The sequence below is a fragment of the Sphingomonas morindae genome (assembly GCF_023822065.1).
GTDB classification, from domain to species: Bacteria; Pseudomonadota; Alphaproteobacteria; order Sphingomonadales; family Sphingomonadaceae; genus Solisphingomonas; species Solisphingomonas morindae.
The window spans coordinates 1,528,979-1,553,320 of sequence record NZ_CP084930.1; the positions used below are offsets into that span (position 1 = coordinate 1,528,979).

Annotated in this window: 25 protein-coding genes; 11 read left to right on the top strand and 14 right to left on the bottom strand. The window is 72.8% G+C overall.

Annotated features, from left to right (window positions below):
- Positions 1–66: 66 nt before the first annotated feature.
- Together LHA26_RS07460 and hemC are read right to left on the bottom strand one after the other, a co-directional pair.
- Entirely contained in the window at positions 67–732 is a 666-nt protein-coding gene (locus tag LHA26_RS07460) for a uroporphyrinogen-III synthase (RefSeq protein ID WP_252168082.1), read from the bottom strand.
- On the bottom strand, positions 729–1,664 hold the full coding sequence (hemC, locus tag LHA26_RS07465) for a hydroxymethylbilane synthase (RefSeq protein ID WP_252168083.1): 936 nt from the start codon (positions 1,662–1,664) through the stop codon (positions 729–731). The genes LHA26_RS07460 and hemC overlap by 4 nt, the downstream gene beginning before the upstream one ends.
- Before the next feature lie 45 nt (positions 1,665–1,709).
- Here hemC and tsaD point away from each other — a divergent pair, with 45 nt between their 5' ends.
- Both tsaD and LHA26_RS07475 read left to right on the top strand, forming a co-directional pair.
- Positions 1,710–2,744 carry a tRNA (adenosine(37)-N6)-threonylcarbamoyltransferase complex transferase subunit TsaD gene (gene tsaD / locus LHA26_RS07470; RefSeq protein WP_252168084.1) on the top strand — a complete coding sequence of 345 codons (1,035 nt, stop codon included), beginning with the start codon at positions 1,710–1,712 and terminating at the stop codon, positions 2,742–2,744.
- On the top strand, positions 2,741–3,715 hold the full coding sequence (locus tag LHA26_RS07475) for an NAD(P)H-dependent glycerol-3-phosphate dehydrogenase (protein ID WP_252168085.1): 975 nt from the start codon (positions 2,741–2,743) through the stop codon (positions 3,713–3,715). The genes tsaD and LHA26_RS07475 overlap by 4 nt, the downstream gene beginning before the upstream one ends.
- A 29-nt stretch (positions 3,716–3,744) precedes the next feature.
- Here LHA26_RS07475 and LHA26_RS07480 read toward each other — a convergent pair whose 3' ends face one another.
- Positions 3,745–3,927: a DUF1674 domain-containing protein gene (locus tag LHA26_RS07480; protein ID WP_252168086.1), complete on the bottom strand. Its 183-nt coding sequence runs from the start codon at positions 3,925–3,927 to the stop codon at positions 3,745–3,747.
- A 13-nt stretch (positions 3,928–3,940) separates the two neighbouring features.
- Between LHA26_RS07480 and LHA26_RS07485 the strand changes: the two genes are divergently transcribed.
- From LHA26_RS07485 to purH, 4 genes are read left to right on the top strand one after another with little or no spacing between them, the layout of a single operon-like run.
- Complete coding sequence (locus LHA26_RS07485; protein ID WP_252168087.1) at positions 3,941–5,218, top strand: RsmB/NOP family class I SAM-dependent RNA methyltransferase; 1,278 nt, start codon at positions 3,941–3,943, stop codon at positions 5,216–5,218.
- A gap of 34 nt (positions 5,219–5,252) precedes the next feature.
- Positions 5,253–5,915 carry a ribulose-phosphate 3-epimerase gene (gene rpe, locus LHA26_RS07490; RefSeq protein WP_252168318.1) on the top strand — a complete coding sequence of 221 codons (663 nt, stop codon included), beginning with the start codon at positions 5,253–5,255 and terminating at the stop codon, positions 5,913–5,915.
- Positions 5,912–7,654 (top strand): heparinase II/III family protein, encoded by a 1,743-nt coding sequence (locus LHA26_RS07495; RefSeq protein WP_252168088.1) that lies wholly within the window; start codon positions 5,912–5,914, stop codon positions 7,652–7,654. The genes rpe and LHA26_RS07495 overlap by 4 nt, the downstream gene beginning before the upstream one ends.
- 27 nt (positions 7,655–7,681) lie before the next feature.
- Positions 7,682–9,301: a bifunctional phosphoribosylaminoimidazolecarboxamide formyltransferase/IMP cyclohydrolase gene (purH, locus tag LHA26_RS07500; protein WP_252168089.1), complete on the top strand. Its 1,620-nt coding sequence runs from the start codon at positions 7,682–7,684 to the stop codon at positions 9,299–9,301.
- Positions 9,302–9,320: 19 nt separating this feature from the next.
- On the opposite strand, the gene LHA26_RS07505 is transcribed toward purH, so the two are convergent.
- Entirely contained in the window at positions 9,321–9,938 is a 618-nt protein-coding gene (locus LHA26_RS07505; RefSeq protein WP_252168090.1) for a phosphatase PAP2 family protein, read from the bottom strand.
- Between the two features lie 14 nt (positions 9,939–9,952).
- A complete protein-coding gene (locus tag LHA26_RS07510; protein ID WP_252168091.1) occupies positions 9,953–10,672 on the bottom strand; it encodes a hypothetical protein in 720 nt (239 codons plus the stop codon).
- Between the two features lie 249 nt (positions 10,673–10,921).
- Between LHA26_RS07510 and LHA26_RS07515 the strand changes: the two genes are divergently transcribed.
- The 4 genes from LHA26_RS07515 to holA are packed head-to-tail and all read left to right on the top strand — an operon-like array spanning position 10,922 to position 15,417.
- Positions 10,922–11,371, top strand: coding sequence for a DUF3576 domain-containing protein (locus LHA26_RS07515; protein WP_252168092.1), 450 nt, complete (start codon positions 10,922–10,924; stop codon positions 11,369–11,371).
- Between the two features lie 13 nt (positions 11,372–11,384).
- The gene (leuS, locus tag LHA26_RS07520) at positions 11,385–13,892 is read left to right on the top strand and encodes a leucine--tRNA ligase (RefSeq protein ID WP_252168093.1); all 2,508 of its coding nucleotides are present in this window, start codon (positions 11,385–11,387) and stop codon (positions 13,890–13,892) included.
- Positions 13,889–14,392 (top strand): LPS assembly lipoprotein LptE, encoded by a 504-nt coding sequence (gene lptE, locus LHA26_RS07525; protein WP_252168094.1) that lies wholly within the window; start codon positions 13,889–13,891, stop codon positions 14,390–14,392. The genes leuS and lptE overlap by 4 nt, the downstream gene beginning before the upstream one ends.
- Positions 14,393–14,415: 23 nt before the next feature.
- Positions 14,416–15,417: a DNA polymerase III subunit delta gene (gene holA, locus LHA26_RS07530; RefSeq protein WP_252168095.1), complete on the top strand. Its 1,002-nt coding sequence runs from the start codon at positions 14,416–14,418 to the stop codon at positions 15,415–15,417.
- On the opposite strand, the gene LHA26_RS07535 is transcribed toward holA, so the two are convergent.
- Genes LHA26_RS07535 through LHA26_RS07560 form a run of 6 tightly spaced genes read right to left on the bottom strand, consistent with a single transcriptional unit; the run spans position 15,418 to position 20,888 of the window.
- The gene (locus tag LHA26_RS07535; RefSeq protein ID WP_252168096.1) at positions 15,418–16,305 is read right to left on the bottom strand and encodes a ParB/RepB/Spo0J family partition protein; all 888 of its coding nucleotides are present in this window, start codon (positions 16,303–16,305) and stop codon (positions 15,418–15,420) included.
- A complete protein-coding gene (locus LHA26_RS07540) occupies positions 16,302–17,087 on the bottom strand; it encodes a ParA family protein (protein WP_252168097.1) in 786 nt (261 codons plus the stop codon). Before LHA26_RS07540 ends, LHA26_RS07535 begins: the two co-directional genes overlap by 4 nt.
- Before the next feature lie 4 nt (positions 17,088–17,091).
- Entirely contained in the window at positions 17,092–17,670 is a 579-nt protein-coding gene (gene rsmG, locus LHA26_RS07545; protein ID WP_252168098.1) for a 16S rRNA (guanine(527)-N(7))-methyltransferase RsmG, read from the bottom strand.
- Positions 17,667–19,388 (bottom strand): tRNA uridine-5-carboxymethylaminomethyl(34) synthesis enzyme MnmG, encoded by a 1,722-nt coding sequence (gene mnmG / locus LHA26_RS07550; protein WP_252168099.1) that lies wholly within the window; start codon positions 19,386–19,388, stop codon positions 17,667–17,669. Before mnmG ends, rsmG begins: the two co-directional genes overlap by 4 nt.
- Positions 19,388–20,671 carry a tRNA uridine-5-carboxymethylaminomethyl(34) synthesis GTPase MnmE gene (gene mnmE, locus LHA26_RS07555; protein ID WP_252168100.1) on the bottom strand — a complete coding sequence of 428 codons (1,284 nt, stop codon included), beginning with the start codon at positions 20,669–20,671 and terminating at the stop codon, positions 19,388–19,390. Before mnmE ends, mnmG begins: the two co-directional genes overlap by 1 nt.
- On the bottom strand, positions 20,649–20,888 hold the full coding sequence (locus tag LHA26_RS07560) for a DUF6489 family protein (protein ID WP_252168101.1): 240 nt from the start codon (positions 20,886–20,888) through the stop codon (positions 20,649–20,651). The genes mnmE and LHA26_RS07560 overlap by 23 nt, the downstream gene beginning before the upstream one ends.
- A 115-nt stretch (positions 20,889–21,003) precedes the next feature.
- Here LHA26_RS07560 and LHA26_RS07565 point away from each other — a divergent pair, with 115 nt between their 5' ends.
- A complete protein-coding gene (locus LHA26_RS07565) occupies positions 21,004–21,978 on the top strand; it encodes a quinone oxidoreductase family protein (RefSeq protein WP_252168102.1) in 975 nt (324 codons plus the stop codon).
- Between the two features lie 8 nt (positions 21,979–21,986).
- Here the strand turns inward: LHA26_RS07565 and LHA26_RS07570 are convergent, their stop codons facing one another.
- Genes LHA26_RS07570 through LHA26_RS07580 form a run of 3 tightly spaced genes read right to left on the bottom strand, consistent with a single transcriptional unit; the run spans position 21,987 to position 24,333 of the window.
- Positions 21,987–22,481: a L,D-transpeptidase family protein gene (locus tag LHA26_RS07570; protein WP_437441250.1), complete on the bottom strand. Its 495-nt coding sequence runs from the start codon at positions 22,479–22,481 to the stop codon at positions 21,987–21,989.
- Positions 22,481–23,542, bottom strand: coding sequence for a GTP cyclohydrolase II (ribA, locus tag LHA26_RS07575; protein WP_252168104.1), 1,062 nt, complete (start codon positions 23,540–23,542; stop codon positions 22,481–22,483). Before ribA ends, LHA26_RS07570 begins: the two co-directional genes overlap by 1 nt.
- On the bottom strand, positions 23,539–24,333 hold the full coding sequence (locus tag LHA26_RS07580; RefSeq protein ID WP_252168105.1) for an exodeoxyribonuclease III: 795 nt from the start codon (positions 24,331–24,333) through the stop codon (positions 23,539–23,541). The genes ribA and LHA26_RS07580 overlap by 4 nt, the downstream gene beginning before the upstream one ends.
- Between the last annotated feature and the right edge of the window lie 9 nt (positions 24,334–24,342).

A 24,342-nucleotide genomic window follows, 5' to 3' on the forward strand; every position in this document is an offset into this window, starting at 1 on the left:
CAGCAGCAGCCAGGGCCAGAGCCGGCGGGGCGGTGCGCCTGAGAATTCGCTGTCCATCGGCGCCCCCTATTCGTCCTTGCCCTGATCGCACAGCTTGGCCGCCGCCGCCAGCAGCGCGCGGTCGGTGGGCCGCGCGGCGATCGCGGTGGCGCGCCAGCCCGGGCCGGCCGCCGCCAGCGCGCGCGCGCTGATCGCCGCCACCGCGACATCCCCCCGCGACTCCACCAGCGCCGCGAAGCGCGCGGCGGCGCGCGGCGAGTGGAGCAGCGCCACCGCCTGCGGCAGCGCCTGCCGCGCCGCCTCGGGCAGTGTTTCCACCGCATCGGCGGCATAGACGATCCGCACCTCGGCGCGCGCCGGGCGATGCTCGCGGCCCGCCAGGTGGAGCAGCCGCGTCACGCCCTCGGCCTCGGCGCGCGCGACGATCGCTTCGATTCCGGCCTCGCCCGCGATGATCCGGCTGAAGCCCGCCGCGCGCGCCGCCTCGGCGGTGGCGGCGCCGACCGCATAGACCGGCAGCGCGCGATAGGCGGCGAGCGCCGCCCCGCCCTCGCGCGCGGCATTGGCGCTGGTCATCAGAATGGCTTCGGGCGGCGCGGGAGGCGGGGTCCAGGCGATCGGCCGCACGGTGAAGAGCGGCGCCACCACCGGCGCGAGGCCCAGCGCCTCGGCGGCGCGCGCCGTCTCCTCCGCCCCCGGCGCCGGCCGCAGCACGAGCACCGCGCGGCTCATCGCGGCGGCGTGAACAGGCGCGCCAGCGCGGGCGGCGCGTCGGCGAGCAGCGCGTGCGCGAGCGCGGCCGCCGCGCCCGGCGTGTCGCGCGGCAGCGCGCGCACGCCCTGGCAGGTCAGTGCGCCATCCTCGCTGAGCAGCTGCGCCACCAGGGTCAGCTCGCGCGCGCCCGTCACCTGCGCCAGCGCCGCCACCGGCGCGCGGCAATCGGCGCCGAGCGCGGCCAGCAGCGCCCGCTCGGCGGCGACGCAGACATGGGTGTCGTCATCGTCGATCGCGGCGAGCCGCGCCGCCAGCGCCGCATCATCGGCGCGGCACTCGACGCCCACCGCGCCCTGCGCCGGCGCCGGCAGCATCGCCTCGATCGCGAGCGGCACGCCAACGCTGTCGCGCCCGAGCCGGATCAGCCCGGCGGCGGCGAGCAGCGTCGCCTCGGCCTCGCCCGCCGCGAGCTTGGCGAGCCGCGTGTCGACATTGCCGCGAAACGGCATCACGCGCAGATCGGGCCGGCGATGGCGCAGCTGCGCGGCGCGGCGCGGCGAGGAGGTGCCGATCCGCGCGCCCGCCGCCAGCGCGTCGAGCGTGGGCGCGCCCACCAGCCGATCGCGCACATCGGCGCGCGGCAGCATCGCCGCGATGCGCAGCGTGGCGGGGCGGATCGTCTCGACATCCTTCATCGAATGCACCGCGCAATCGATGCGGCCCTCGTGCAGCGCCTGGTCCAGCTCCTTGGTCCACAGCGCCTTGCCGCCGATCTCGGCGAGCGGCCGATCCTGCACGCGATCGCCGGTGGTGCGCAGCGGCACGATCTCGATGCCCTCCTCGCCAAGGCCATGGGCGGCGCGCAGCCGCTCCGCGACCATGCGGGCCTGGACGAGCGCGAGCGGCGAACCGCGCGTGCCGAGACGGATCGGACGGGACAATATCGTCATCAATGGTTGCCCTAGCCGCCCCGGGCGGTGCAGGGAAGCTGGCCCATGCCTCTCATTCTCGGCCTTGAGTCCTCCTGCGACGAAACCGCCGCCGCGCTTGTCGACGACAGCCGCCGCATCCGCGCCCATGCGCTCGCCGGCCAGGAGGCGGCGCATGCGCCCTTTGGCGGCGTCGTGCCCGAGATCGCCGCGCGCGCCCATGTCGAGGCGCTCGGCCCGCTGGTCGAGCGCGCCTTGGCCGAGGCCGGGGTCGGGCTCGACGCGGTGGATGCGATCGCCGCCACCGCCGGGCCGGGGCTGATCGGCGGGGTCATGGTCGGCCTGCTGATGGCCAAGGGCCTCGCGCTCGCCACGGGCAAGCCGCTGATCGCGGTCAACCATCTCGAAGGCCATGCGCTCTCGCCGCGGCTCGCGGCGCCCGACCTCGCCTTTCCCTATCTGCTGCTGCTGGTGTCGGGGGGGCATTGCCAGCTGCTCTTCGTGGAAGGGGTCGGCCGCTATCGCCGGCTCGCCACCACCATCGACGATGCCGCCGGCGAGGCCTTTGACAAGACGGCCAAGCTGCTCGGCCTCGGCTTTCCCGGCGGGCCGGCGGTGGAGCGCGCCGCCGCGCGCGGCGATGCCCGCGCGGTGCCGCTGCCGCGCCCGCTCAAGGGCTCGGCCGAGCCGCATTTCTCCTTCGCCGGCCTGAAGAGCGCGGTGCTCCGCGCCCGCGATTCGGGGCGCTACCGGGCCGAGGACATCGCCGCCTCCTTCCAGCAGGCGGTGGTCGAGTGCCTGATCGATCGCACCGCCCGGGCGCTCGCCGCCAGCGCCGGCGCCACCGCGCTGGTGGTGGCGGGCGGGGTCGCCGCCAATGGCGCGGTGCGGGGCGCGCTCCAGGCGCTCGCCGCCGCGCACGATCTCCCCTTCGTCGCGCCGCCGCAATGGCTGTGCACCGACAATGGCGCGATGATCGCCTGGGCCGGGGCCGAACGGCTCGCCGCCGGGTTGGTCGATCCGCTGGACACGCCGGCGCGGGCGCGCTGGCCGCTCGATCCCGAGGCGGAGCGGGTGCGCGGCGCGGGAGTCAAGGCATGAGGCTCGGAGTGGTCGGCGCCGGCGCCTGGGGCACCGCGCTCGCGCAGGTCGCGGCGGCGCGCGGCCCGGTGACGCTTTGGGCGCGCTCGCCCGCGCTCGCCGCCGATCTGCGCGCGCGCCGCGTCAACGAGGCCTATCTTCCGGGCATCGCGCTGGCCGACGCGATCGAGCCCAGCGCCGATCTCGCGGCGCTCGATGCCTGCGACGCGCTGCTGCTCGTCACTCCGGCGCAGGCGATGCGCGCGGTGCTCGGCGCCATCCCGAGCGGCGGGCGCCCGCTGATCCTCTGCTCCAAGGGGATCGAGGCGAACAGCCGGCTGCTGATGTCCGAAGTGGCGGCGTCGCTCCGGCCGGGGGCGCCGATCGCGGTCCTGTCCGGGCCGACCTTCGCGCACGAGGTGGCCGCCGGCCTCCCCGCCGCCGTCACCCTCGCCTGCGCCGATTCGGACATGTGCGAGGCGCTCGCCGCGCGCATCGCGGTGCCCACCTTCCGCGCCTATGTGAGCGACGATGTGATCGGCGCCGAGATCGGCGGCGCGGTCAAGAATGTGCTCGCCATTGCCTGCGGCGTGGTGGAAGGCGCGGGGCTGGGCCGCAATGCGGCGGCGGCGCTGATCGCGCGCGGCTTCGCCGAGATGCGCCGCTTCGGCGCGGCGCGCGGCGCGCGCATGGAGACGCTGGCGGGCCTGTCGGGGCTGGGCGATCTGGTGCTCACCTGCACCTCCACCGCCTCGCGCAACTATAGCCTGGGCCTGGGCCTCGGCCGGGGCCAATCCGCCGCCGCGCTGCTCGCCAATCGCCGCACCGTGGCGGAAGGCGCCTTCACCGCGCCGGTGCTCGCCGCGGCGGCGGCGGCGGCGGGGGTGGAGATGCCGATCGTCCAGGCGGTCTGCGCGCTGCTCGCGGACGAGGCGGCGGTGGAGGCGGTGGTGGAGCGGCTGCTCGCCCGGCCGCGCCGGGCGGAGGGCTGATCATGGCGCACCGCTCCGCTCGCGCCGGCTCAGAAGTCGATCGCGATGCCCTTCAGCTCCCAATCGCCATAGCGCGTCGGCTCGGGGCCCTTGGGGCCGCCCGCCTCGGGCTGATCGACCGGGATGGGCGCGGGCTCGGGCACCGGCGGGCTCTTCGAGAGATAGGCCGGCGGTCGGACATGCGGCGGCCGGGGCGATCCGCTGGACGGCATGGTGACACTCCTCATGGCTAGGCCCGGCCAAGATCGGCGTCCGGCCGCCGGCGCGCAAGTCCCCGGCCTCGCCGCGCGCCAGGCGGCGCTGCGCCTGCTCGATGCGGTGCTGCGGCGCGGCCTGCCGCTGGAGGCGGCGCTGTCCGCCGCCACTGCCGCGCTGGCGCGCGAGGAGGATCGCGGCCTCGCCCGGGCGATCGCCTCCGAGGTGCTGCGCCGGCTGCCCGATCTCGACGCCGCGATCGACGGCGCCACCCCGCGCCCGCTGCCGGCGGACGCCAAGGCCCGGTTCGCGCTGCGCATCGCGCTGGTGCAGGCGCTGGTGCTGCGCACGCCGCCCCATGCCGCCATCGCCACCGTGCTGCCGCTGGTGGACGGCGGCCCGCGCCGGCTGGTGCATGGCGTGTTCGGCGCCGTGATGCGCGGCGGCGTGCGCCTCGCCGAGCCGCCGCATTTCCCCGCCGCCGTCGCCGAACGCTGGACGCGCGCCTGGGGCGCGGCGGCGGTGGAAGCGGCGCGGCAGGGGCTGGCCGGCCGGCCGCCGCTCGATCTCACCCTCGCCGCGCCCGATGCCGAGGCGCCCGCCGGCACGGCGCTGCTCCCCGGCCATGTCCGCCTCGCGGAGTCGGGCGATGTCGCCACCCTGCCCGGCTACGAGGCCGGCGCCTGGTGGGTGCAGGATCTCGCCGCCTCGCTGCCGGCGCGGCTGCTCGGCGCCGGGCCCGGCGAGGCGCTCGATCTCTGCGCCGCGCCCGGCGGCAAGACCCTCCAGCTCGCCGCCGCCGGCTGGACGGTGACGGCGGTCGAACTCGCCGCCGAGCGCCTCGCCCGGCTGGAGGCCAATTGCGCGCGCACCGGCCTGTCGGCCCGGCTGGTCGCGGCCGATGTGCTGCGCTGGGCGCCGCCCGCGCCGGTGGATGCGCTGCTGCTCGACGCGCCCTGTTCGGCGAGCGGCATCTATCGCCGCCATCCCGATGTGCTCCACCGCGTGCGCCCCGCCGCGATCAAGGCGCTGGCGGAAACCCAGGCGGCGATGCTCGCGCGCGCCGCCGCCTGGGTGAAGCCGGGCGGCCGGCTGGTCTATGCGGTCTGTTCGCTCGAGCCCGAGGAAGGCGAGGCGATCGCCGCCGGCGCCGCCGCGCTGGGCCTCGCCACGCTTCCCGTCACCGCCGCCGAACTGCCCGCCGGCCTCGCGCCGGATGGCCGGGGTTGGCTGCGCGTGCCGCCCGGCGCGCTCGCCGAGCAGGGCGGCTGCGACGGCTTCTTCGTCGCCCGCTTCGCTAAGACTTGAAGCCCCCCATACGAAAGGTCTAGGCGCCACGATGATGCCAAAGCCCGTTCGCATCGCACCCTCGATCCTCTCGGCCGACTTTGCGCGGCTGGGCGAGGAGGTGCGCGCCATCGACGCCGCCGGAGCGGACTGGATCCATATCGACGTGATGGACGGGCATTTCGTGCCCAACATCTCGCTCGGCCCGGCGGTGGTGAAGGCGCTCCGCCCGCACACCGCCAAGCCGTTCGACGTGCATCTCATGATCGCGCCGATCGATCCCTATCTCGAGGCCTTTGCCGAAGCCGGCGCGGATTGCCTCACCGTGCATCCCGAGGCGGGGCCGCATGTCCACCGCACCGTCCAGACGATCAAGGCGCTCGGCAAGCGCGCCGGCGTGGTGCTGTGCCCCGCGACCCCGGAGGACCGGCTCGATTATCTGCTCGACATCGTCGATCTCGTGCTGGTGATGACGGTCAATCCCGGCTTTGGCGGGCAGAGCTTCCTCCATGCGCAGCTCGCCAAGATCGAGCGGATCCGCGCGATGATCGATCGCTCGGGCCGCGCCATTGATCTCGAGGTGGATGGCGGCATCGATCACGAGACCGCGCCGCTGTGCCTCGCGGCGGGCGCCGATGCGCTGGTCGCCGGCACCGCCAGCTTCCGCGGCGGCGCCAGCCGCTATGCGGAGAATATCCGGGGCCTGCGCGGGGCATGAGCGGCGCCCGTCGCGCCGCGCCCGAGGAGCCGGCGGAAACGCCGGTGGCGCCCGGCCGCAGCCTGATCCGGGTCGCGGACGAGCGTGGCGCCTCGCTGGCGGAGCGGCTGATGGCGCAGCTGGAGCGGCTCGCCTGGAAGACGCCCTTCCACAGCATGCGGCTGCGCGGCCGCTATCCGCTCAAGCTGCTCGGCGTGCCGCGCGATCCGATCGCCGGCGATGCCGAGGCGGGGCTGGATCTGCTCGATGGCGAGGTGACGCTCGGCCGCGCCCGCGCCGATGCCGATACGCTGGATTATGCCGATGCCCGCCACGGCCAGGGCTTTGTCGATCACGTGCAGAGCTTCGCCTGGCTGCGCGATCTCGCCGCCGCCGCGCCGCGCGAAACCGGCGCTCCCGTCGCCGAGGCGCTGATGCGGCGCTGGCTGGATGCGCATGGCGCTGTCATCGCCGAGCCCGCCTGGCGCGCCGATCTCTGGGGCCGCCGCATCCTCGCCTGGACCGCGCACGCGCCGCTGATCCTCTCCTCGTCCGATCTCGTCTATCGCTCGGCGGTGCTCAACACGCTGGCGCGCGGCGCCCGCCATCTCGACCAGACCGCCGAAAAGGCGCCGGTCGGCCTGCCCCGGATCGCGGCGGCGGCGGGGCTGATCGCGGCGGGCCTGCTCATCCCCGGGGGCGAGCCGCGCCTCGCGCGGGGCGAGGCGGCGATGGCCAAGGCGCTCGCCACCGGCGCCACGGGCGATGGCGGCATCGTCAGCCGCGCCCCCGTGGATCTGCTCGCGCTGGTCGAGCTGCTCGCCCAGCTGCTCGCCGTCTATGAGGAGCGCCGGCGCGAGCCGCCGGCCGCGCTCCCCGCCACGCTCGCCCGGGCGGTGCCGGCGCTGCTCGGCGTGACGCTCGGCGATGGCCGGCTGTCCAGCTGGCAGGGCGGTGGCCCGCTCGAGGCGGATCGCGTCGCCCGCGCCATTGCCGGCTCGGGCGTGCGCACGCGGCCGCAGCGCCAGTCGCGCGAATGGGGCTTCCAGCGGCTCGCCGGCGGCGCCACCGTGCTGGTCGCGGATTGCGCGCCGCCGCCCGCCAGCCGGCTCGCGCGGGGCGGCTGCGCCTCCACCCTCGCCTTCGAGTTCGCGGACGGCAGCCAGCGCATCATCGTCAATTGCGGCGGCGATCGGCCCTGGTCGGCGCTGCCGCGCGAGATCGGCGAGGCGCTGCGCACCACCGCCGCCCATTCCACCCTCACGCTCGCCGATTCCAACTCCACCGCCATCCATCCCGATGGCTCGCTCGGCCGCGGCGTCACCGAGGTCGAGCTGGATCGCCAGGAGCAGGAAAGCGCCTCCCGCATCGAGGCGAGCCATGATGGCTATGTGCGCCGCTACGGGCTGATCCATCGCCGCCGCCTCGCGCTCGCCGCCGACGGGCGCGAGCTGGCCGGCGAGGATGTGCTGCTGCCGGCGGGCGGCGGGCGCGGCGCGGCGACCGTCGGCTTCGCCGCGCGCTTCCACCTCGCGCCCGGCGTGGAGGCCACCGCCACCGCCGATGGCCAGGGCGCGCTGCTCCGGCTGGAGGGCGGCGGCCTGTGGCAGTTCCGCTGCCGCGGCGGCACGCTGGCGCTCGAGGAGAGCATCTGGATCGATGGCCGCGGCCGTCCCGCCCATGCCAGCCAGCTCGTCGTCTCCGGCCAGGCGCCGGCGGGCGGCACCAGCATTTCCTGGATCATCAAGCGCGCCGGCTGAGCGCGCCCGTGCCGTGAAGGATAGATCATGTCGGACGTGAAGATCGCGCGCGCGCTGCTGTCGGTATCGGACAAGAGCGGGCTGGTGGACCTGGCCCGCGCGCTCGCCGCCCGCGATGTCGAGCTGGTCTCGACCGGCGGCACCGCGCGCGCGCTGCGCGAGGCCGGGCTCGCGGTGAAGGACGTGTCGGATCTCACCGGCTTTCCCGAGATGATGGACGGCCGCGTCAAGACGCTGCACCCGATGGTGCATGGCGGGCTGCTGGCGGTGCGCGACGATCCCGCCCATGCCGCCGCGATGGAGGCGCACGGCATCGGCGCGATCGATCTGGTGGTGGTCAATCTCTATCCCTTCGCCAGCACCGTGGCCAAGGGCGCCGCGCGCGACGAGGTGATCGAGAATATCGATATCGGCGGCCCGTCGATGGTCCGCTCCGCCGCGAAGAACCATCGCTACGTCACCATCGTCACCGATCCCGCCGATTATCCCGCGCTGATCGCGGAGCTGGGCGAGACCGGCGGCGCCACCCGCGAGGCGACGCGCATCCGCCTCGCCGGCAAGGCCTATGCCCATACCGCTGCCTATGATTCGGCGATCGCCGGCTGGTTCGCGCAGACCGATGCCTTCACCCATCCCGCCGGGCCGGAGGCTTTGGGCGCGACGCGCTTCCCCGCGCTGCTGCCGCTCGCCTTCGCCCGCGCGGAGACGCTGCGCTATGGCGAGAATCCGCACCAGGCGGCGGCGCTGTACCGCGCCTCCGGCACTGATGCGGGCATCGCCCAGGCCCGCCAGCTCCAGGGCAAGGAGCTGAGCTACAACAATTACAACGATGCTGACGCGGCGCTGGAACTGGTCAGCGAATTTCGCGACGGGCCGCCCACCGTGGTCATCGTCAAACATGCCAATCCGTGCGGCGTCGCCTCGGCCGACACGCTGGTCGAGGCCTATCGCGCCGCGCTGGCGTGCGACAGCGTCTCGGCCTTTGGCGGCATCATCGCCTGCAACCGTCCGCTCGACGCCGAGACGGCCGAGGCGATGACGGGCATCTTCACCGAAGTGGTGGTCGCCCCCGATGCCGATGCGGCGGCGCAGGCGGTGTTCGCCCGCAAGAAGAATCTGCGCCTGCTGCTCACCGGTGCGCTGCCCGATCCGGTGCGGCCCGGCCTCGTCTTCAAGTCGATCGCCGGCGGCGTGCTGGTGCAGGGCCGCGACGATGGCCGGCTCGCGCCCGATGCGCTGCGCGTCGTCACCCGCCGCGCGCCGACCGCGCAGGAGCATGCCGATGCGCTGTTCGCCTGGACCGTGGCCAAGCACGTCAAGTCGAACGCGATCGTCTATGCCAAGGATGGCGCCACCGCCGGCATCGGCGCGGGCCAGATGAACCGGCTGGAATCGGCGCGCATCGCCGCATGGAAGGCGCGCGACGCGGCCGAGAAGGCGGGCTGGCCGGCGCCGCGCACGATCGGCTCGGCGGTCGCCTCGGATGCCTTCTTCCCCTTCGCCGATGGCCTGCTCGCCGCCGTCGAGGCCGGGGCCACGGCGGTGATCCAGCCGGGCGGCTCGATCCGCGACGAGGAGGTGATCGCCGCCGCCGACGAGGCCGGCCTCGCCATGCTCTTCACCGGCATGCGCCACTTCCGCCACTGAGGCGCGCGGCGCGGGCGGGTCAGCGGCGCGCGGGGCGCCGCGCCGCCAGCGCGCCGGCGATCCAGATCAGCCCCAGCCCCCAGCCGGCCAGCACGTCGCCCGGCCAGTGCACCGCCAGCGCGAGGCGGGTCCAGCCGATCGCCAGGCTGAACGCCAGCCCCGCCAGCCAGGCGCCGCGTCGTTCGGTCAGCGCCGCCAGCGCCAGCGCCGCCATCATCGTGCCGGCGCTATGCGCGCTCGGAAAGCTCCAGGATCCGACCAGCTCCAGCCGGTCGAGCGCGGGCGGGCGGGGCCGCAGCACCAGCAGCTTGATCGCCTCCACGCCGAGCCGGCCGACGATCAGCGTGATCGCCAGCCAGGCGGCGTCGCGGCCCCGCCCGCGCCAGGCGAGGCCGAGCGCCACCAGGGTCGCGATCGGCCCGATCACCAGCAGCCCGCCCAGCGCCGACAGCGAGATGATCTGCCGGACCCAGCGATCGGCCGGGCCGAGGCGGAAGAAGGAATGCAGCGGCACGTCCCAGCCGAGCCGCCAGCTGAGCAGGCCCAGCAGCAGCAGCGCGCCGCCCGCCGTCAGAAGCAGCGCCGGCGGCGGCTGATAGGGCGCACGGTGGAACGCGGCGGGCCGGGCCTCTGCCAAAATCGCCCGCGCGATCAGAAGCGGAAGGCGGTGCCGATATAGATGGCCTGGCTGTCGCGCCGGCTATCATCGACGACCTGGAAGCGATCGCGATCGACGCGGTAGCGCACCCCGCCCGTCACATCGAGGCGGTTGTTGATCGAGTAGGAGCCGCCCAGATCGACCGAGACGTTCCTGTCATTGTCCACCAGGTGCGGCACGTCGCCCAGCGCGCGTTCGGCGGCGAGCGCGAGGCGCGTGCTCCAGCGGCGGCCGGCATAGCTGAGCGCGATGTCCGCGCTCTCGCGGCTGCCCGGCACGGCGCCGAGATCGACCTTCGCATAGTCGCTGGTCACGGCGAAGCGCTTCCAGCCGAGCGCGACGCCCAGATTATAGGCCGACGGCGCCACGCCCGCGCCCTGGCCGGCCATGGCCTGCCGCTCGGCCTGCTCGGGCGTGTTGGCGCGCGCGCGCACGGCCACGGTGACGCGGCGGCTGCTGCCGGGCGTGCTGGAGGGGGTGAAGCGGAAGCCGCTGCCGCCCATCAGCCCGGCGCGCCCGAAGCTCATCGCCAGCCGCGGATCGGCGGCGGCGGGCGTGAATGAGCCGATCGAGCCCGCCGAACCCGCATGCGACGGCGTGAAGTGGCTGACATGGGGCACCGCGCGGCTGCGGCGATGCGCCTCGCGCGGGCCGGCCAGGACGAGCGCGGGCGCGAGCATCAGCGCAAGCGCCAGCCCCCCCTGCCTCATCATCCCCGACCGATTCGTGCCCATCGCTGTCTCTCTCGCCCCCTTATATTTAGGCGCGGCGCCTAGCATGGCCACAACGCCTCGGCCACAATCTTGCCGCACGCCCGCAAGAATCGGCCCGGCTGTTGCATAAGCTCCACATTCCGGCCGCTCAATTGCGGGAGAGTCCGGTAGCGCGCGGGCCGCTTGCGGGCGCTCGCCGAGCCTCTATAGATGCCCGCTTACGGTTCCCCGGCCCAAAGGCACCTGACGATGCTCGCTTGCTCCCGCTCCCTGCGCCCGATCGGCGGCGCGCTTGGCCTCGCTTTGCTGCTCGCCGGCTGCGGCCATAAACAGCCCAAGAGCGCGAGCGCCGATATCGCTGCCTCCAAGGTCACCCGGATCGGCGTCAACGCCTATCTGTGGCGCGCCTCGCTCGATACGGTTTCGTTCATGCCGCTCGCCCAGGTCGATTCGAACGGCGGTGTGATCGTGACGGACTGGTACACCAATCCCAACACGCCCACCGAGCGGATGAAGCTCACGGTCACCGTGCTGGATCAGGATCTGCGCGCCGATGCGATCCGCGTCGCGGCCTCGCGGCAGGTCAACCAGGGCGGCAATTGGGTCAACGCTCCCGTCGCTGCGCAGACCACGCAGCGCCTCGAGGAGATCATCCTCGGCCGCGCGCGCGATCTTCGTCGCGGCGTGATCTCGGGCTGATCCGGCGGCGGGCATGGAGAAGCGCTACAACCCGCTTGCCGCCGACGCCCGGTGGCAGCGTGCCTGGGACGAGGCGCACTCCTTCCGCGCCAATGATGAGTCGCCCCGGCCGAAAAGCTATGTTCTTGAGATGTTCCCCTATCCTTCGGGGCGCATCCATATGGGGCATGTCCGCAACTACACCATGGGCGATGTGCTCGCGCGCTTCCGGCGGATGCGGGGCTTCGAGGTGCTTCACCCCATGGGCTGGGACGCCTTCGGCATGCCCGCCGAAAATGCCGCGATGGAGCGCAAGGTCCATCCCGGCGAATGGACCCGGCAGAATATCGCCAGCATGAAGGCGCAGCTGCGCCGGCTGGGATTCGCGCTCGATTGGAGCCGCGAGATCGCCACCTGTGAGCCGGATTATTACGGCCAGGAACAGGCGCTGTTCCTCGATATGCTCGAGGCCGGCCTCGTCTATCGCAAGGAGAGCGAGGTCAATTGGGATCCGGTCGATCACACCGTGCTCGCCAATGAGCAGGTGATCGATGGCCGCGGCTGGCGCTCGGGTGCGCCGGTGGAACGGCGCAAGCTCAACCAATGGTTCCTGCGCATCACCGATTTCGCCGAGGAACTGCTCGACGGGCTCGAGACGCTCAGCCACTGGCCGGACAAGGTCAAGCTGATGCAGGCCAATTGGATCGGGCGGTCGCGCGGGCTGCGCTTCCGCTTCCGCCTGGCCACGCCCGTGCCGGCGGCCGAGGCGATCGAGGTCTATTCCACCCGGCCCGACACGATCTACGGCGCCAGCTTCGTCGCCATCGCGGCCGATCATCCGCTCGCGCTGGCGCTCGCCGCCGAGGATGCCGCGCTCGCGGCCTTTGCCGAGGAATGCCGGCAGACGGGCACCGCCACCGCCGAGATCGAGACCGCCGAGAAGAAGGGCTATGACACCGGCCTCTCCGTCGTCCATCCGCTCGATCCGAGCTGGACGCTCCCCGTCTTCGTCGCCAATTTCGTGCTGATGGGCTATGGCACGGGCGCGGTCATGGGCGTGCCCGGTCATGATCAGCGCGATCTCGATTTCGCGCGCAAATATGCGCTGCCCGTCACCCGCGTCGTCGCCGCGAGCCCGGCCGAGGCGGACGCGCCGATCCTGGACGAGGCCTATACCGGTCCCGGCACGCTGGTGCATTCGCGGGCGCTGGATGGTCTCGGCATCGACGAGGCCAAGGCCATGGTGATCGGCTGGGCCGAGGCGCAGGGTTGGGGCGCCGGCACCACCGTCTGGCGGCTGCGCGATTGGGGCGTGTCGCGCCAGCGCTATTGGGGCACGCCGATCCCGATCATCCATTGCGAGACCCACGGCCCGGTGCCGGTGCCCAGGGAGTCGCTGCCGATCCGCCTGCCCGAGGATGTCAGCTTCGATGTGCCCGGCAATCCGCTGGACCGTCATCCGAGCTGGAAGCATGTCCCCTGCCCGATCTGCGGCGCGCCCGCCCGGCGGGAGACCGACACGCTCGATACCTTCGCGGATTCCAGCTGGTATTTCATCCGCTTCGCCAGCCAGCCCGAGGATCGCCCGTTCGATCCCGCGCGCGCCGCGCAATGGCTGCCGGTCGGCCAATATATTGGCGGGGTGGAGCATGCCATCCTCCACCTCCTCTATGCGCGCTTCTGGACCCGCGCGCTCAAGCGCATCGGCAAGCTCGACATCGCCGAGCCCTTCACCGGCCTGTTCACCCAGGGCATGGTGACGCACGAGACCTATAAGGCCCCCGATGGCCGCTGGCTCGCCCCGGACGAGATTCGGGACGGCCAGGTGATCGCGACGGGCGAGCCCGTCACGCTCGGCCGCGTCGAGAAAATGTCCAAGTCGAAGCGCAACACGGTCGATCCGGCGCCGATCGTCGATCAATATGGCGCCGATGCGGTGCGCTGGTTCATGCTGTCGGACAGCCCGCCCGAGCGCGATCTCGAATGGTCCGAGGCGGGCATCGAAGGCGCGTGGCGCTTCGTGCAGCGCGTCTGGCGCCTCGCCACCGACCGCGCGCCCGCCACCGGCGCGGATGCGGCGCTGGATCGCCGTCTGCATCGCACCATCGCCGGCGTCGCCGACGATATCGACTCGCTCTCCTTCAACAAGGCGGTGGCCAAGCTCTACGAGCTGGTGAGCGCTATCGAGAAGGCCGAGGCCAGCGCCTCGCGCACCACCGCCATCGATACGCTGCTGCGCCTGGTCGCGCCGATGATCCCGCATCTCGCCGAGGAAGCCTGGGCGGCGCGCGGCCATCAGGGGCTGATCGTCGACGCGCCCTGGCCCGAAGTGGACGCGGCGCTGCTGGTGGACGAGGAAGTCACCATCGCCGTCCAGGTCAATGGCAAGCTCCGCGATACGCTCACCGCACCCAAGGGCGCCGACAAGGCCGCGCTGGAGGCGATGGCGCGCGCCTCCGAGAAGATTCTCGCCTGCCTCGATGGCAAGGAGCCCCGCAAGGTGATCGTCGTGCCCGATCGGCTCGTGAACCTCGTCGCGTGAGGCGCCGCGCCGCCCTCGCGTTGATGCTGGCCCTGCCCGGCTGCGGCCTGCACCCGCTCTATGGCGGCGGCAGCGCCGGCCCCGTGGGGCAGGCGCTCGGCCAGGTCGAGGTGGCGCCGATCGGCGGCGGCCAGACGGGCTGGCTGATGCGCGCCGCTCTGGCCGATCGCCTGGGCGCGGTGGCGAAGAGCGCGCCCCGCTACCGGCTCGAAGTCGAGCTGGACGATTCGGTGATCGGCCTCGGCATCAACGATCGCAACGCCGTCACGCGCGAGCGGCGCTCGCTGCGCGCCCGCTTCCGGCTGGTCGATACCGAAGCGGCGAGCAGCGTCGTGCTCGACGCCACCGCCGGGTCGGACGTCGGCATCGACGTCACCAGTTCCGACTATTCCACCCTCGCCGCCGAGCAGACCGCGCTCGAAAATCTCACAGGCGAGGTCGCGGATCAGATCGTCGCCCGCGTCGCCCTGTTCGCGCGGCGGACGCGCGCCAAGGAGTGACGACGCTCCGCAAGCGCGGGGAGATGGAGCGCGCGCTCGCCGCGCCCGATCCGGCGGTGCGATGCTATCTCCTCTACGGCCCCGACGAGAGCGGCTCGCGCGCGCTCGGCGCGGCGCTGGCGACGGCGCTCGGATCGGAGGCGGAGCGGATCGATGTCACGGGCGCGCAGCTCAAGGCGGATCCCGCGCTGCTCGCGGACGAAGCGGCCTCGAACTCGCTGTTCGGCGGCCGCCGCTTCATCCGCGTCGAGGCCGCCGGCGAGGAGAGCGTCGCGGCGGTGGAGGCGCTGCTGGAGGCGCCCGCGGCGGGCAATCCGGTGCTGCTGATCGCGGGCGCGCTCAAGAAGGACGCCCGCCTCGTCAAGCTGCTCGACGCCGCGCGCAATGCCCTCGTCTTCGCGTCCTACGCGCCCGAGGAGGCCGATCTCGCGCGGCTGGCGGTGGCGCTGGCGCGCGAGGCGGGGCTCGCCATCGATGCGGATCTGGCGCGGCGTATGGTCGATGCCTGCGCCTCGGATCGCGCCATCCTCGCTTCCGAGATCCTCAAGCTCGCCCTCTATCTGGACGCCGCGCCCGATCGTCCACGCGAGGCGGGCCATGCCGATCTCGATGCGATCGGCGTCGATGCCGGCGAGGCGGACACCAGCCGCCTGCTCGATGCGCTCTTCGCGGGCGAGGCGCGGCTGCTCGATCGCGAGCTGAGCCGCGCCGCCGCCGAGGGGCAGGATGGCATTCCGCTGGTCCGCGCCGCGCTGCGCCGGCTCCTGCCGATGGCGCAGGCGCGCGCGGAGATGGAGGCCGGCGCCGCGCCCAAGGCGGCGGTGGAGAAGGCCGCGCGCTTCCTCCACTGGCGCGACAAGGACGCGCTCGCGCTGGCCCTGCCCCGCTGGTCGCCGCCGCGCATCGCCGCCGCGATCGAGCGCTTCGCCGCGCTGGAGCGCACGCTCAAATCCAGCCGCGGGCCCGGTCCGGTCGCGGCCGATCAGCTGCTCTTCACCATCGCGCGCGGCATGCGCCGCCGCTGATCAGAAGCGCTCGCCGCTCAGCCGCTGGCAGATCATGTCGAGCTGGTCGAGCGAGGCATAGCTGATCGTCACCTGCCCGCCCTCGGCGCCATGGCCGATGCGCACCGCCAGGCCCAGCATGTCGCCCAATTGCCGCTCCAGCGCGAGGATATCGGCGTCGCCACTCGCCTCGGGCGGGGCGGCGCGCGCCTTGGTGCGCGCTGGCTTGCCCTTGGCGGTGCGGGCGAGCTTCTCGGTCTCGCGCACGGACAGGCCGCGCCGCACCACCTCGCCCGCGAGCCGCTCGGGCTCGTCGGCGGTGATGAGCGCGCGCGCATGGCCCATGGTCAGCGCGCCCTCGAGCAGCTGTCGCCGCACCCCCTCGGGCAGGTCGAGCAGCCGCAGCATATTGGCGACATGGCTGCGCGATTTGGCGACGAACTGGCCGAGGCTCTCCTGGCTATGGCCGAACTCGCGCATCAGCCGCTGATAGGCTTCGGCCTCCTCGACCGCGTTGAGCTCCTGCCGCTGGATATTCTCGATGATCGCGATCTCGAGCGTTTCCGAATCGGTCAGCTCGCGCACCAGCGCCGGGATCTCGTGCAGCCGCGCCCGTTGCGCCGCGCGCCAGCGCCGCTCGCCCGCGACGATCTGATAGCCCGTGCCGACCTGCCGCACCACGATCGGCTGGAGCACGCCCCGCGCCGCGATCGACTCGGCCAATTCGGTCAGCGCGGCCTCGTCGAAATGTCGGCGCGGCTGGTCGGGATGCGGCTTGATGTCCGCGATCGGGATCGGCCGCACGCCTTCCACCGGCGCGCCGCTCTCGGTGACGGGCTGGATGTCGCCCAGCAGCGCCGAAAGCCCCCGCCCCAGCCCGCCCGGCCGCTTGCGCTGCGCCTCGCTCATGCGGCGGCGCGTTCCGGACGCGGCAGGCGCCCCATCAGCTCGCGCGCGAGCGCGATATAGGCTTCGGATCCGGTGCAGCGATGATCGTAGATCAGGGCGGGAATTCCATGGCTGGGCGCCTCGGAGAGGCGGACATTGCGGGGGATGACGGTTTCGAACACCAGCGTGCCCAAACAGGCGCGCACATCGTCCGCCACCTGCTCCGAAAGCCGGTTGCGGCGATCATACATGGTGAGCGCCACGCCGAGGATCTGGAGATGCGGATTGAAACGCGCGCGCACCCGCTCGATCGTCTGGAGCAGCTGGCTCAGCCCTTCGAGCGCGAAGAACTCGCACTGGAGCGGCACGAGCAGCGACGCCGCCGCGCTCATCGCATTCACCGTCAGCAGGCCGAGCGAGGGCGGGCAGTCGATCAGTGCCACGTCCCAGCGGCCGGCGGGCGCCGCCTCCATCGCCATCTGCAGGCGATGCGCGCGGCGCTCCATATCGACCAGCTCGATCTCGGCGCCGGACAGATCGACCGTCGAGGGCACCACGTCCACCCGCGGCACGCGGCTCGCGATCGCCGCCTCTTCCACGCTCGCGGCGCCCACCAGCAGATCATAGCTGCTATGCACCCGCGCCGCCTGATCGATGCCGAAGCCGGTCGAGGCATTGCCCTGCGGATCGAGATCGATCACCAGCACGCGCAGGCCGGTGGCCGCCAGCGCCGTGGCGATGTTGATCGCGGTCGTGGTCTTGCCGACGCCGCCCTTCTGATTCGCGACTGCGATGCAGATCATGGTATCAGGATCTCCGTCGAACCCCGTGCGCGACGATGATGGAGGCTTCCGCATCGGTTTCGCTGGGTACGAGCTTGAAGCTACCCTGCCATGTCCGGCGCGCTTCTTCCAGTTCCGCGTGCGCCGATCGTCCCTTTGGAAGCACCCATCGCGTCTTTTCGTCGGACAGGTGCGCCGCGATCGCGAAGAGCGTCGGCAGCGCCGCCACCGCCCGCGCCGTGATCCCGGCCAAGGCAGGCAGTGTCACCCGCTCTACCTTGCAGCGATGGATGACGACATGATCGAGACCAAGCGCCGCGCGCGCCTGTTCGAGAAAGGCGACGCGCCGCGCGCGCGGCTCGACCAGATGGACGGGATCGTCGCGAAGGCAGGCCAGCACCAGCCCCGGCAGACCCGCGCCCGATCCGATATCCATCAGCGGTCCCTCGGGGAGCCAGCGGAGCAATTGGCGCGAATCGGCGATATGCCGCGTCTCGAACAGCGGGATGGTGGCGGCGGAAATGAGATTCTGCCGGGTCGCCTCGTCCAGAATCAGCGCCTTAAGCGCCGTGAGCTTGGCCGATGTTTCACGTGGAACAGTCATGCCGCGCGCCGCCGGCACGCCGCTAGCAGCGCGGTCAGCGCCGCCGGGGTCACGCCCGGAATGCGCGCGGCCTGCGCCAGACTGTCGGGCTGCGCTTGGCTCAGCCGCTCGACCATCTCGCCCGAAAGCCCCGCCACTGCACCATAGGCAAAGTCGGCCGGGATCGTCACCGACGAGGCGCGGAGCCGATCCGCCTCCAGCCGCTGCCGCTCGACATAGGGCGCATAGAGACGATCCGCATCGATCTCCTCACGCAACGCGGCGGGCGCGTCGATCGCCTGCCCCGCCGCCAGTGCCGCGCGCAGATCGGTGCGCGCCTTCAGCGCCGTCGCGCGCGCCTCGGGAAGCACATCCAGCGCCAGTGCCATCGCCCCGAGCCGCGCCTCGGCATTGTCGGCGCGAAGGTGAAGCCGATGCTCGGCACGCGCCGTCAGCATCCGGTACGGCTCGCTCACGCCCTGCACCGTGAGGTCGTCGACCAGTACGCCGATATAGGAGTCCGCCCGCGCAAAGTCGGGCGCAGCGCGCTCCTGGCAGCGCGCCGCCGCTGCAAGCCCGGCCACCAGCCCCTGCGCTGCCGCCTCCTCATAGCCGGTCGTGCCGTTGATCTGGCCCGCGCAGAAGAGGCCGGGCAGCGACCGCAAGGCGAGGCTGCGATCCAGCTGACGCGGATCGATATGCGTATATTCCACCGCATAGCCGGGCACCGCGATTTCCGCGTGTTCGAGGCCGGGGATGGAGCGCACAAAGGCGCGCTGCACATCTTCGGGCAGCGATGTGGAAATGCCATTGGGGTAGATCAGCGGATCATCCAGACCCTCGGGCTCGAGGAAGATCTGATGCCCGTCGCGGTCCCCGAACCGCACCACCTTATCCTCGATCGAGGGGCAATAGCGCGGCCCCCGCCCCTCGATCGCACCCGCGAACAGAGGCGAGCGGTCGCGATTGGCGCGGATGATGTCGTGCGTCTCAATCGTGGTGCGGGTGATCCCGCAGAAGAGCTGGGGCGCGGTCCGACGCTCGGTCTCGGCGGAGAGCGTCCACGGCTCCGCGTCCGATGGCTGTCGGGCCAACCGCGACCAGTCGATCGTGCGACCGTCGAGGCGCGGCGGCGTCCCCGTTTTCAGCCGACCGGTGGCGACGCCGAGATCGGCAAGGCGAAGCGCCAGCGGCTGCGCGCCGGCCTCACCGATCCGCCCGCCCGCCCAGCTCTCCTCCCCTCGGAAAAGCCGCCCGCCCAGAAAGGTGCCGGTGGCGAGAATTACCGCCCGCGCCGCGAGGCGCGTGTCGTCGGCGAGCACGAGGCCCGCGACCGCGCCACCCGCGAGGCTCAGGTCGACCACCTCCCCCGCCGCGAGCGTCAGCCCCTCCAGTGCATCGAGCCGCGTGCGCACCGCCGCGCGGAACAGCCGCCGGTCCGCCTGAACGCGCGGGCCCTGCACCGCCTTGCCCTTGCTCGCATTGAGCATGCGATAGTGAATCGCGGCCGCGTCGCCCGCGGCGGCGATCAACCCGCCAAAGACATCGACCTCGCGCACGAGATGGCCCTTGCCCACGCCGCCAACGGCCGGGTTGCACGACATCGCGCCCACCCCCGCGAGATCCAGCGCCAGCAACAGCGTGTCGCACCCAGACGCGGCGGCCGCGCGTGCCGCCTCGCAGCCGGCATGGCCGCCGCCGACCACGATCACGTCATAAGCCTGTTTCACGTGGAACATCACTTCCCCAAACAGAAGCGCCCGAACAGCGCGTCGAGCATGGCTTCGATATCGGCGCCGCCGGTCAGCCGGTTGAGCGTTTCGCGCGCGACGCGGACATGCTCGGCCTGGAGCACCAAGTCGGATGTCGCCCGCGCGGCGTCAAGCGCGCCCCGCACCGTCTCGAGCGCCACCCGATAGCGCGCCTCCAGCCCGATCTGATCCGGTCCGGGCAGCAGCGCCGCCGCGCGCGATGCGATCGTCTGGAGCAGCGTGTCGAGCCCCGAACCGGTGCGGCTGCTCACCGCCAGCCGCCCAGCGATCGGCGGCACGAGATCGGCCTTGCCCTGCACGGCGATCCGCGCGGCGCTCTCGGGAACGGTCTCGGCCAGATCGAGGATGAGATCGGCGGAGGCGAGCGCCGCCCGCGCCCGCTCGATCCCGATCCGCTCCACCGCATCCTCGGCCTCGCGCAGCCCGGCCGTGTCGAGCAGCAAACAGGGTATGCCCGCGATCGCCACCGGCCGCTCGAGCACGTCGCGCGTCGTTCCCGCGATCGGCGAGACGATCGCCGCGTCGTTCGCCAGCAGGGCATTGAACAAGGAGGATTTGCCGGCATTGGGCGGGCCGGCGATGGCGATGCGCACGCCCTCGCGCAGCCGCTCCACCGGCGGCGCCGCGAGCAGCGCGTCGAGCCGGGCGGAGAGTGCGTGCAGTGCGCCGTCCGTCTCCACGCCGTCCAGCGCCTGCGCCTCCTCATAATCGATCCGCGCCTCGATCATGGCGGCGAGCGCGACGAGCGCGTCCGCCAGGCCGCGCAACGCTCGGCCGAGCTGGCCCTCGGCGCGTCGCAGCGCCTCCACCCGCTGGATCTCGGTCTCGGCGCTCAGCAGATCGCCCAGCCCCTCCACCTCGGCGAGATCGAGCCGGCCATGGATAAGCGCGCGGCGCGTGAATTCGCCCGGCTCGGCCATGCGCAGCCCGCGCGCCGCCAGCGTGCGCAGCACGGCGTCCACCACCGCGCGGCCGCCATGGAGGTGAAGCTCGGCAAGATCCTCGCCCGTCGCGCTCGCGGGGCCGGGAAACCACAGCGTCAAGCCATGGTCCAGCGTCGCGCCCGCCGCATCGCGCAGCCGGGCGAGGCACGCCGTGCGCGGCACCGGCACCCGGCCGGCCAAGGCGCGCAGCGTCGCCGCCGCCTCCGGCCCGCTGATCCGCACCACCGCGATCGCCGCCGGCGGTCGCCCGCTCGATAGCGCGTAGATGGTGTCGAAGCCGCCCTTATTTGCTGCCGCCGCCGCCACCGATCTGCTCGAACAGGCCACGCCAGAGATTGAGCCCCGCCTCGCCCATCGGCGCCCAGGCCTGCATCATCGCCTGCACCGTATCGGGGGTGAGCCCCTGCTCGATCGCCTGCCGCATCCGCGACAGATAGGCTTCGTGGACGCTGCTCATATCGGGCAGTCCCATGAAGCGGCGCGCCTCTTCCGGGGTGCAATCGACATCTACGCTGATTTTCATACGGGGGCGCTCCGGCGGAACTGGCCTTGTAGACGAGTGCGCGACCGCTTCCAAGCTTCTGGCATCCGCCCCGCGCGCCATGATAGCCAGGAGCGACTTCAGGAGGAACGGCGTGATGGCGTGGCGGATGGTGGTGCGGCAGCCCGGCGGCCCCGAGGTGCTGGAGCGCGAGACGTTCGATCCCGGCGCGCCCGGCCCCGGTGACGTGCTGCTCGAGCAGGAGGCGATCGGCCTCAACTTCATCGACATCTATCAGCGCAGCGGCCTCTATCCCGCGCCGCTGCCGCTGGTGCCGGGCAGCGAGGCGGCGGGCGTGGTGCGCGCCGTGGGCGATGGCGTCACGCTGTTCCGGCCGGGCGATCGCGTCGGCTATCCCCAGGGCGGAAGCGGCGCCTATGCCACGCACCGACTGATCGCGGCGGACCGCCTCGTCCGCCTGCCCGAAAGCCTGTCCAGCGAAGACGCCGCCGCCATTCTGCTCAAGGGCTGCACCGTGGAAATGCTGGTGGAGCGCTGCGCCCGCGTCCAGAAGGGCGAATGGGTGCTGGTGCATGCGGCGGCCGGCGGCGTCGGCTCGCTGCTCGTGCCCTGGCTCGCGGCGATCGGCGCGCGGGTCATCGCCCATGCCGGCCATGCGGACAAGGCGGCGCGCGCGCGTGCGGCGGGCGCCGAGGTCGCGCTGTCCTGCGCCTTCGCGGATCTGGCCGAAGCGGTGAAGGACGCCACCGGCGGCGCCGGCGTCCGCACCGTCTTCGATGGCGTGGGCGCGGCGAGCTGGGAGGCGTCGCTCGGCGCGCTCGCGCGGCGCGGCCTGTTGGTGAGCTTCGGCAATGCCTCGGGGCCCGCCCCCGCCATCGCCCCGCTCGCGCTGATGCGCGGCGGCTCGCTCTTCCTCACCCGCCCGACGCTGGGCGACTATCTCGCCACGCGCGCCGATCTCGAGCAGGGCTGCGGCCGCCTCTTCGAGATGGTGGCGCAGGGCTCGGTGCCGCTGGCGATCGGCCGCCGCTTCGCGCTGGCCGATGCCGCCGAGGCGCACCGCGCGCTCGCGGCCCGCGAGACGCAGGGCGCCTCGATCCTGCGGCCCTGAGCGCGCGCCTAGCCGATCAGCAGCGCATCGCCCGCCGCCAGACTGGCCAGCAGCCGCGCCATGGCGTCATGGTCGATCGCGACACAGCCCTCGGTGTGCGGCCCTTCGGCGCAATGGAGGAAGATCGCGCTCCCCGCCCCCGGGCGCGGCGGCGCGTCATTATGGCCGAGCCATAGGATCGCGTCGTACAGCCCATCCTCGCGCCACAGCCGCTCGGCCGAAAAGCCATGGGGATGGCGCACCGGCCGGTTATAGGCCGGATCGCGCGGATCGTCGGACCAGCCATCGTCGCGCCGCAGCCAGCGCCAGGCCAGCCCGGCGGGCGGACGCAGCCCGCGATCGGGGCGGATCAGCGCGCCGTGGATCGGCCAACGGCCGAGCGGCGTACACCCGTCGCCCTCGCGCTTGTCCGCAGCCGGGCACGCACCGCCCCGCCCGATCCGGCACGGCACGTCGAGCGCGCCGCCCGAAAGCCGCAGCCGCGCGGGATCGGCCCGGTAGATCACAGCATATGGCCGGTGCGATCGCGCTTCGTGGCGAGATAGCCGTGATTATGCGGATTGGGCGCCATGGCGTGCGCCACCCGCTCCTCCACGGTGATGCCCGCCGCGCTCAGCCCCGCCACCTTGGCGGGATTGTTGGTGAGCAGCCGGATCCGGCGCTGGCCGAGCAGTTCCAGCATGCGCGCCGCCACGCCGAAGTCGCGCGCATCGATCGCGAAGCCGAGCCGCACATTGGCGTCCACCGTGTCGAAGCCCTGATCCTGCAGCGCATAGGCGCGCAGCTTGTTGACCAGCCCGATCCCCCGCCCCTCCTGCCGCAGATAGAGCAGCACGCCCCAGCCCTGCGCGGCGATGCGCGCGAGCGCGGCGTCGAGCTGCGGGCCGCAATCGCATTTGAGCGAGCCGAACACATCGCCCGTCAGGCATTCGCTGTGCAGCCGCACCAGCGGCGGCGCGCCATTGGGGGCGCCGATCACCAGCGCGACATGCTCCACCGCCTCGTCGGCCGAGCGGAAGGCGACGATCTCGGCCTGCTCCGCCTGCGCCACGGGCAGCCGCGCGCGCGAGGCGATCACCAGCCGGCCCGGCGAATCATAGGCCGCCACCGCCGCCGCGCCCGGCGCGGGGGCATCGGGGGTCGTGCCGTCGCGCACGAAAAAGGCCGGCAGCAGGCCCGCCAGCCGCGCGAGCTTGATCGCCGCCCCGGCGGCATCCTCCGCCCCGGGCGCGATCGCGCGATAAGGCCCCTTGAGCGGCGTCGCGAGATCGCGCGCAGGGTCCGCCAGCGCCACCGCCGCGTCGAGATCGAGCCATGGCGCGTGCGCGATCCGCACCGCCCCGCCGCCGGCCGCCTCGCGCTGGTTGCCGAGCTTGAGCGTCGCCGCGCGCTCCGCCGAGAGGAGCAGATCGGCCGCGCCCCCGGCGAGGAACTCCGCCAGCCGGCCGCTATCCGCGCTCTCCACCGGCAGCAGCGAGAGCGCGCGCGCCGCGCCCTGGATCACCAGCGGCCAGCCGCGCCGCGCCGCGTCGATCGCGCGCGCGACATCGCGCAGGCCGCTCACCAGGCGAACTCGGTCAGGATCGGGATATGATCCGAAGGCTTGAGCCAGGCGCGGCAGGGTTCGTACACATGATGCGCCACCGCCGTCTCCGCCACCGCGGGGCTCGCCCACATATGGTCCAGCCGCCGGCCGCGATCCGACGCCGCCCAATCCTTGGCGCGATAGCTCCACCAGGTGAAAAGCCGGGCGGGCGCGGGGTGGAAGCGGCGGCCCAGATCCACCCAGCCATGCGCCGCCTGCAGCCGGCCCAGCGCCTCCACCTCGATCGGCGTATGGCTCACCACATCGAGCAGCTGCTTATGGCTCCACACATCGCTCTCCAGCGGCGCGATGTTGAAATCGCCCACGATCAGCGTCGGCTCGGTCAGCGCTTCGGACCAGCGCGTCATCCGTTCGATGAAGGCGAGCTTCTGCGCGAATTTGGGGTTGGCGTCGACATCCGGCACATCGCCGCCCGCCGGCACATAGACATTCTCCAGCCGCACCCCGCCCGGCAGCCGCACGCCGATATGGCGCGCCTCGCCATTATCCTGCCAGTCATGATGGCCATGATCGGCCAGCGGCAGGCGGCTGAGAATGGCTACGCCATGATGCATGCGCTGCCCCTTGATCGCGCGATGCCCATAGCCGAGCTGCTCGAACAGCGGATGCGGGAACAGCCCGTCCTCCACCTTGGTCTCCTGCAGGCAGAGGATATCGGGCGCGGCCTCGCGCAGGAAGCGCTCGACCGCCTCGAGGCGGAAGCGGACGGAGTTGATGTTCCAGGAGGCGATGGTGACGCGCTGAGTCATGGCCGGGCG

Coding starts and splice junctions, on each gene's coding strand:
- LHA26_RS07580 (WP_252168105.1), bottom strand. CDS start 24,333: ATGACTCAGCGCGTCACCATCGCCTCCTGGAACATCAACTCCGTCCGC.
- LHA26_RS07535 (WP_252168096.1), bottom strand. CDS start 16,305: ATGAGCGAGGCGCAGCGCAAGCGGCCGGGCGGGCTGGGGCGGGGGCTT.
- purH (WP_252168089.1), top strand. CDS start 7,682: ATGTCGGACGTGAAGATCGCGCGCGCGCTGCTGTCGGTATCGGACAAG.
- LHA26_RS07485 (WP_252168087.1), top strand. CDS start 3,941: ATGGCTAGGCCCGGCCAAGATCGGCGTCCGGCCGCCGGCGCGCAAGTC.
- rsmG (WP_252168098.1), bottom strand. CDS start 17,670: ATGACTGTTCCACGTGAAACATCGGCCAAGCTCACGGCGCTTAAGGCG.
- rpe (WP_252168318.1), top strand. CDS start 5,253: ATGCCAAAGCCCGTTCGCATCGCACCCTCGATCCTCTCGGCCGACTTT.
- LHA26_RS07480 (WP_252168086.1), bottom strand. CDS start 3,927: ATGCCGTCCAGCGGATCGCCCCGGCCGCCGCATGTCCGACCGCCGGCC.
- LHA26_RS07560 (WP_252168101.1), bottom strand. CDS start 20,888: ATGAAAATCAGCGTAGATGTCGATTGCACCCCGGAAGAGGCGCGCCGC.
- tsaD (WP_252168084.1), top strand. CDS start 1,710: ATGCCTCTCATTCTCGGCCTTGAGTCCTCCTGCGACGAAACCGCCGCC.
- LHA26_RS07460 (WP_252168082.1), bottom strand. CDS start 732: ATGAGCCGCGCGGTGCTCGTGCTGCGGCCGGCGCCGGGGGCGGAGGAG.
- hemC (WP_252168083.1), bottom strand. CDS start 1,664: ATGACGATATTGTCCCGTCCGATCCGTCTCGGCACGCGCGGTTCGCCG.
- LHA26_RS07565 (WP_252168102.1), top strand. CDS start 21,004: ATGGCGTGGCGGATGGTGGTGCGGCAGCCCGGCGGCCCCGAGGTGCTG.
- mnmG (WP_252168099.1), bottom strand. CDS start 19,388: ATGTTCCACGTGAAACAGGCTTATGACGTGATCGTGGTCGGCGGCGGC.
- leuS (WP_252168093.1), top strand. CDS start 11,385: ATGGAGAAGCGCTACAACCCGCTTGCCGCCGACGCCCGGTGGCAGCGT.
- LHA26_RS07515 (WP_252168092.1), top strand. CDS start 10,922: ATGCTCGCTTGCTCCCGCTCCCTGCGCCCGATCGGCGGCGCGCTTGGC.
- LHA26_RS07495 (WP_252168088.1), top strand. CDS start 5,912: ATGAGCGGCGCCCGTCGCGCCGCGCCCGAGGAGCCGGCGGAAACGCCG.
- LHA26_RS07540 (WP_252168097.1), bottom strand. CDS start 17,087: ATGATCTGCATCGCAGTCGCGAATCAGAAGGGCGGCGTCGGCAAGACC.
- LHA26_RS07510 (WP_252168091.1), bottom strand. CDS start 10,672: ATGATGAGGCAGGGGGGGCTGGCGCTTGCGCTGATGCTCGCGCCCGCG.
- LHA26_RS07475 (WP_252168085.1), top strand. CDS start 2,741: ATGAGGCTCGGAGTGGTCGGCGCCGGCGCCTGGGGCACCGCGCTCGCG.
- holA (WP_252168095.1), top strand. CDS start 14,416: ATGGAGCGCGCGCTCGCCGCGCCCGATCCGGCGGTGCGATGCTATCTC.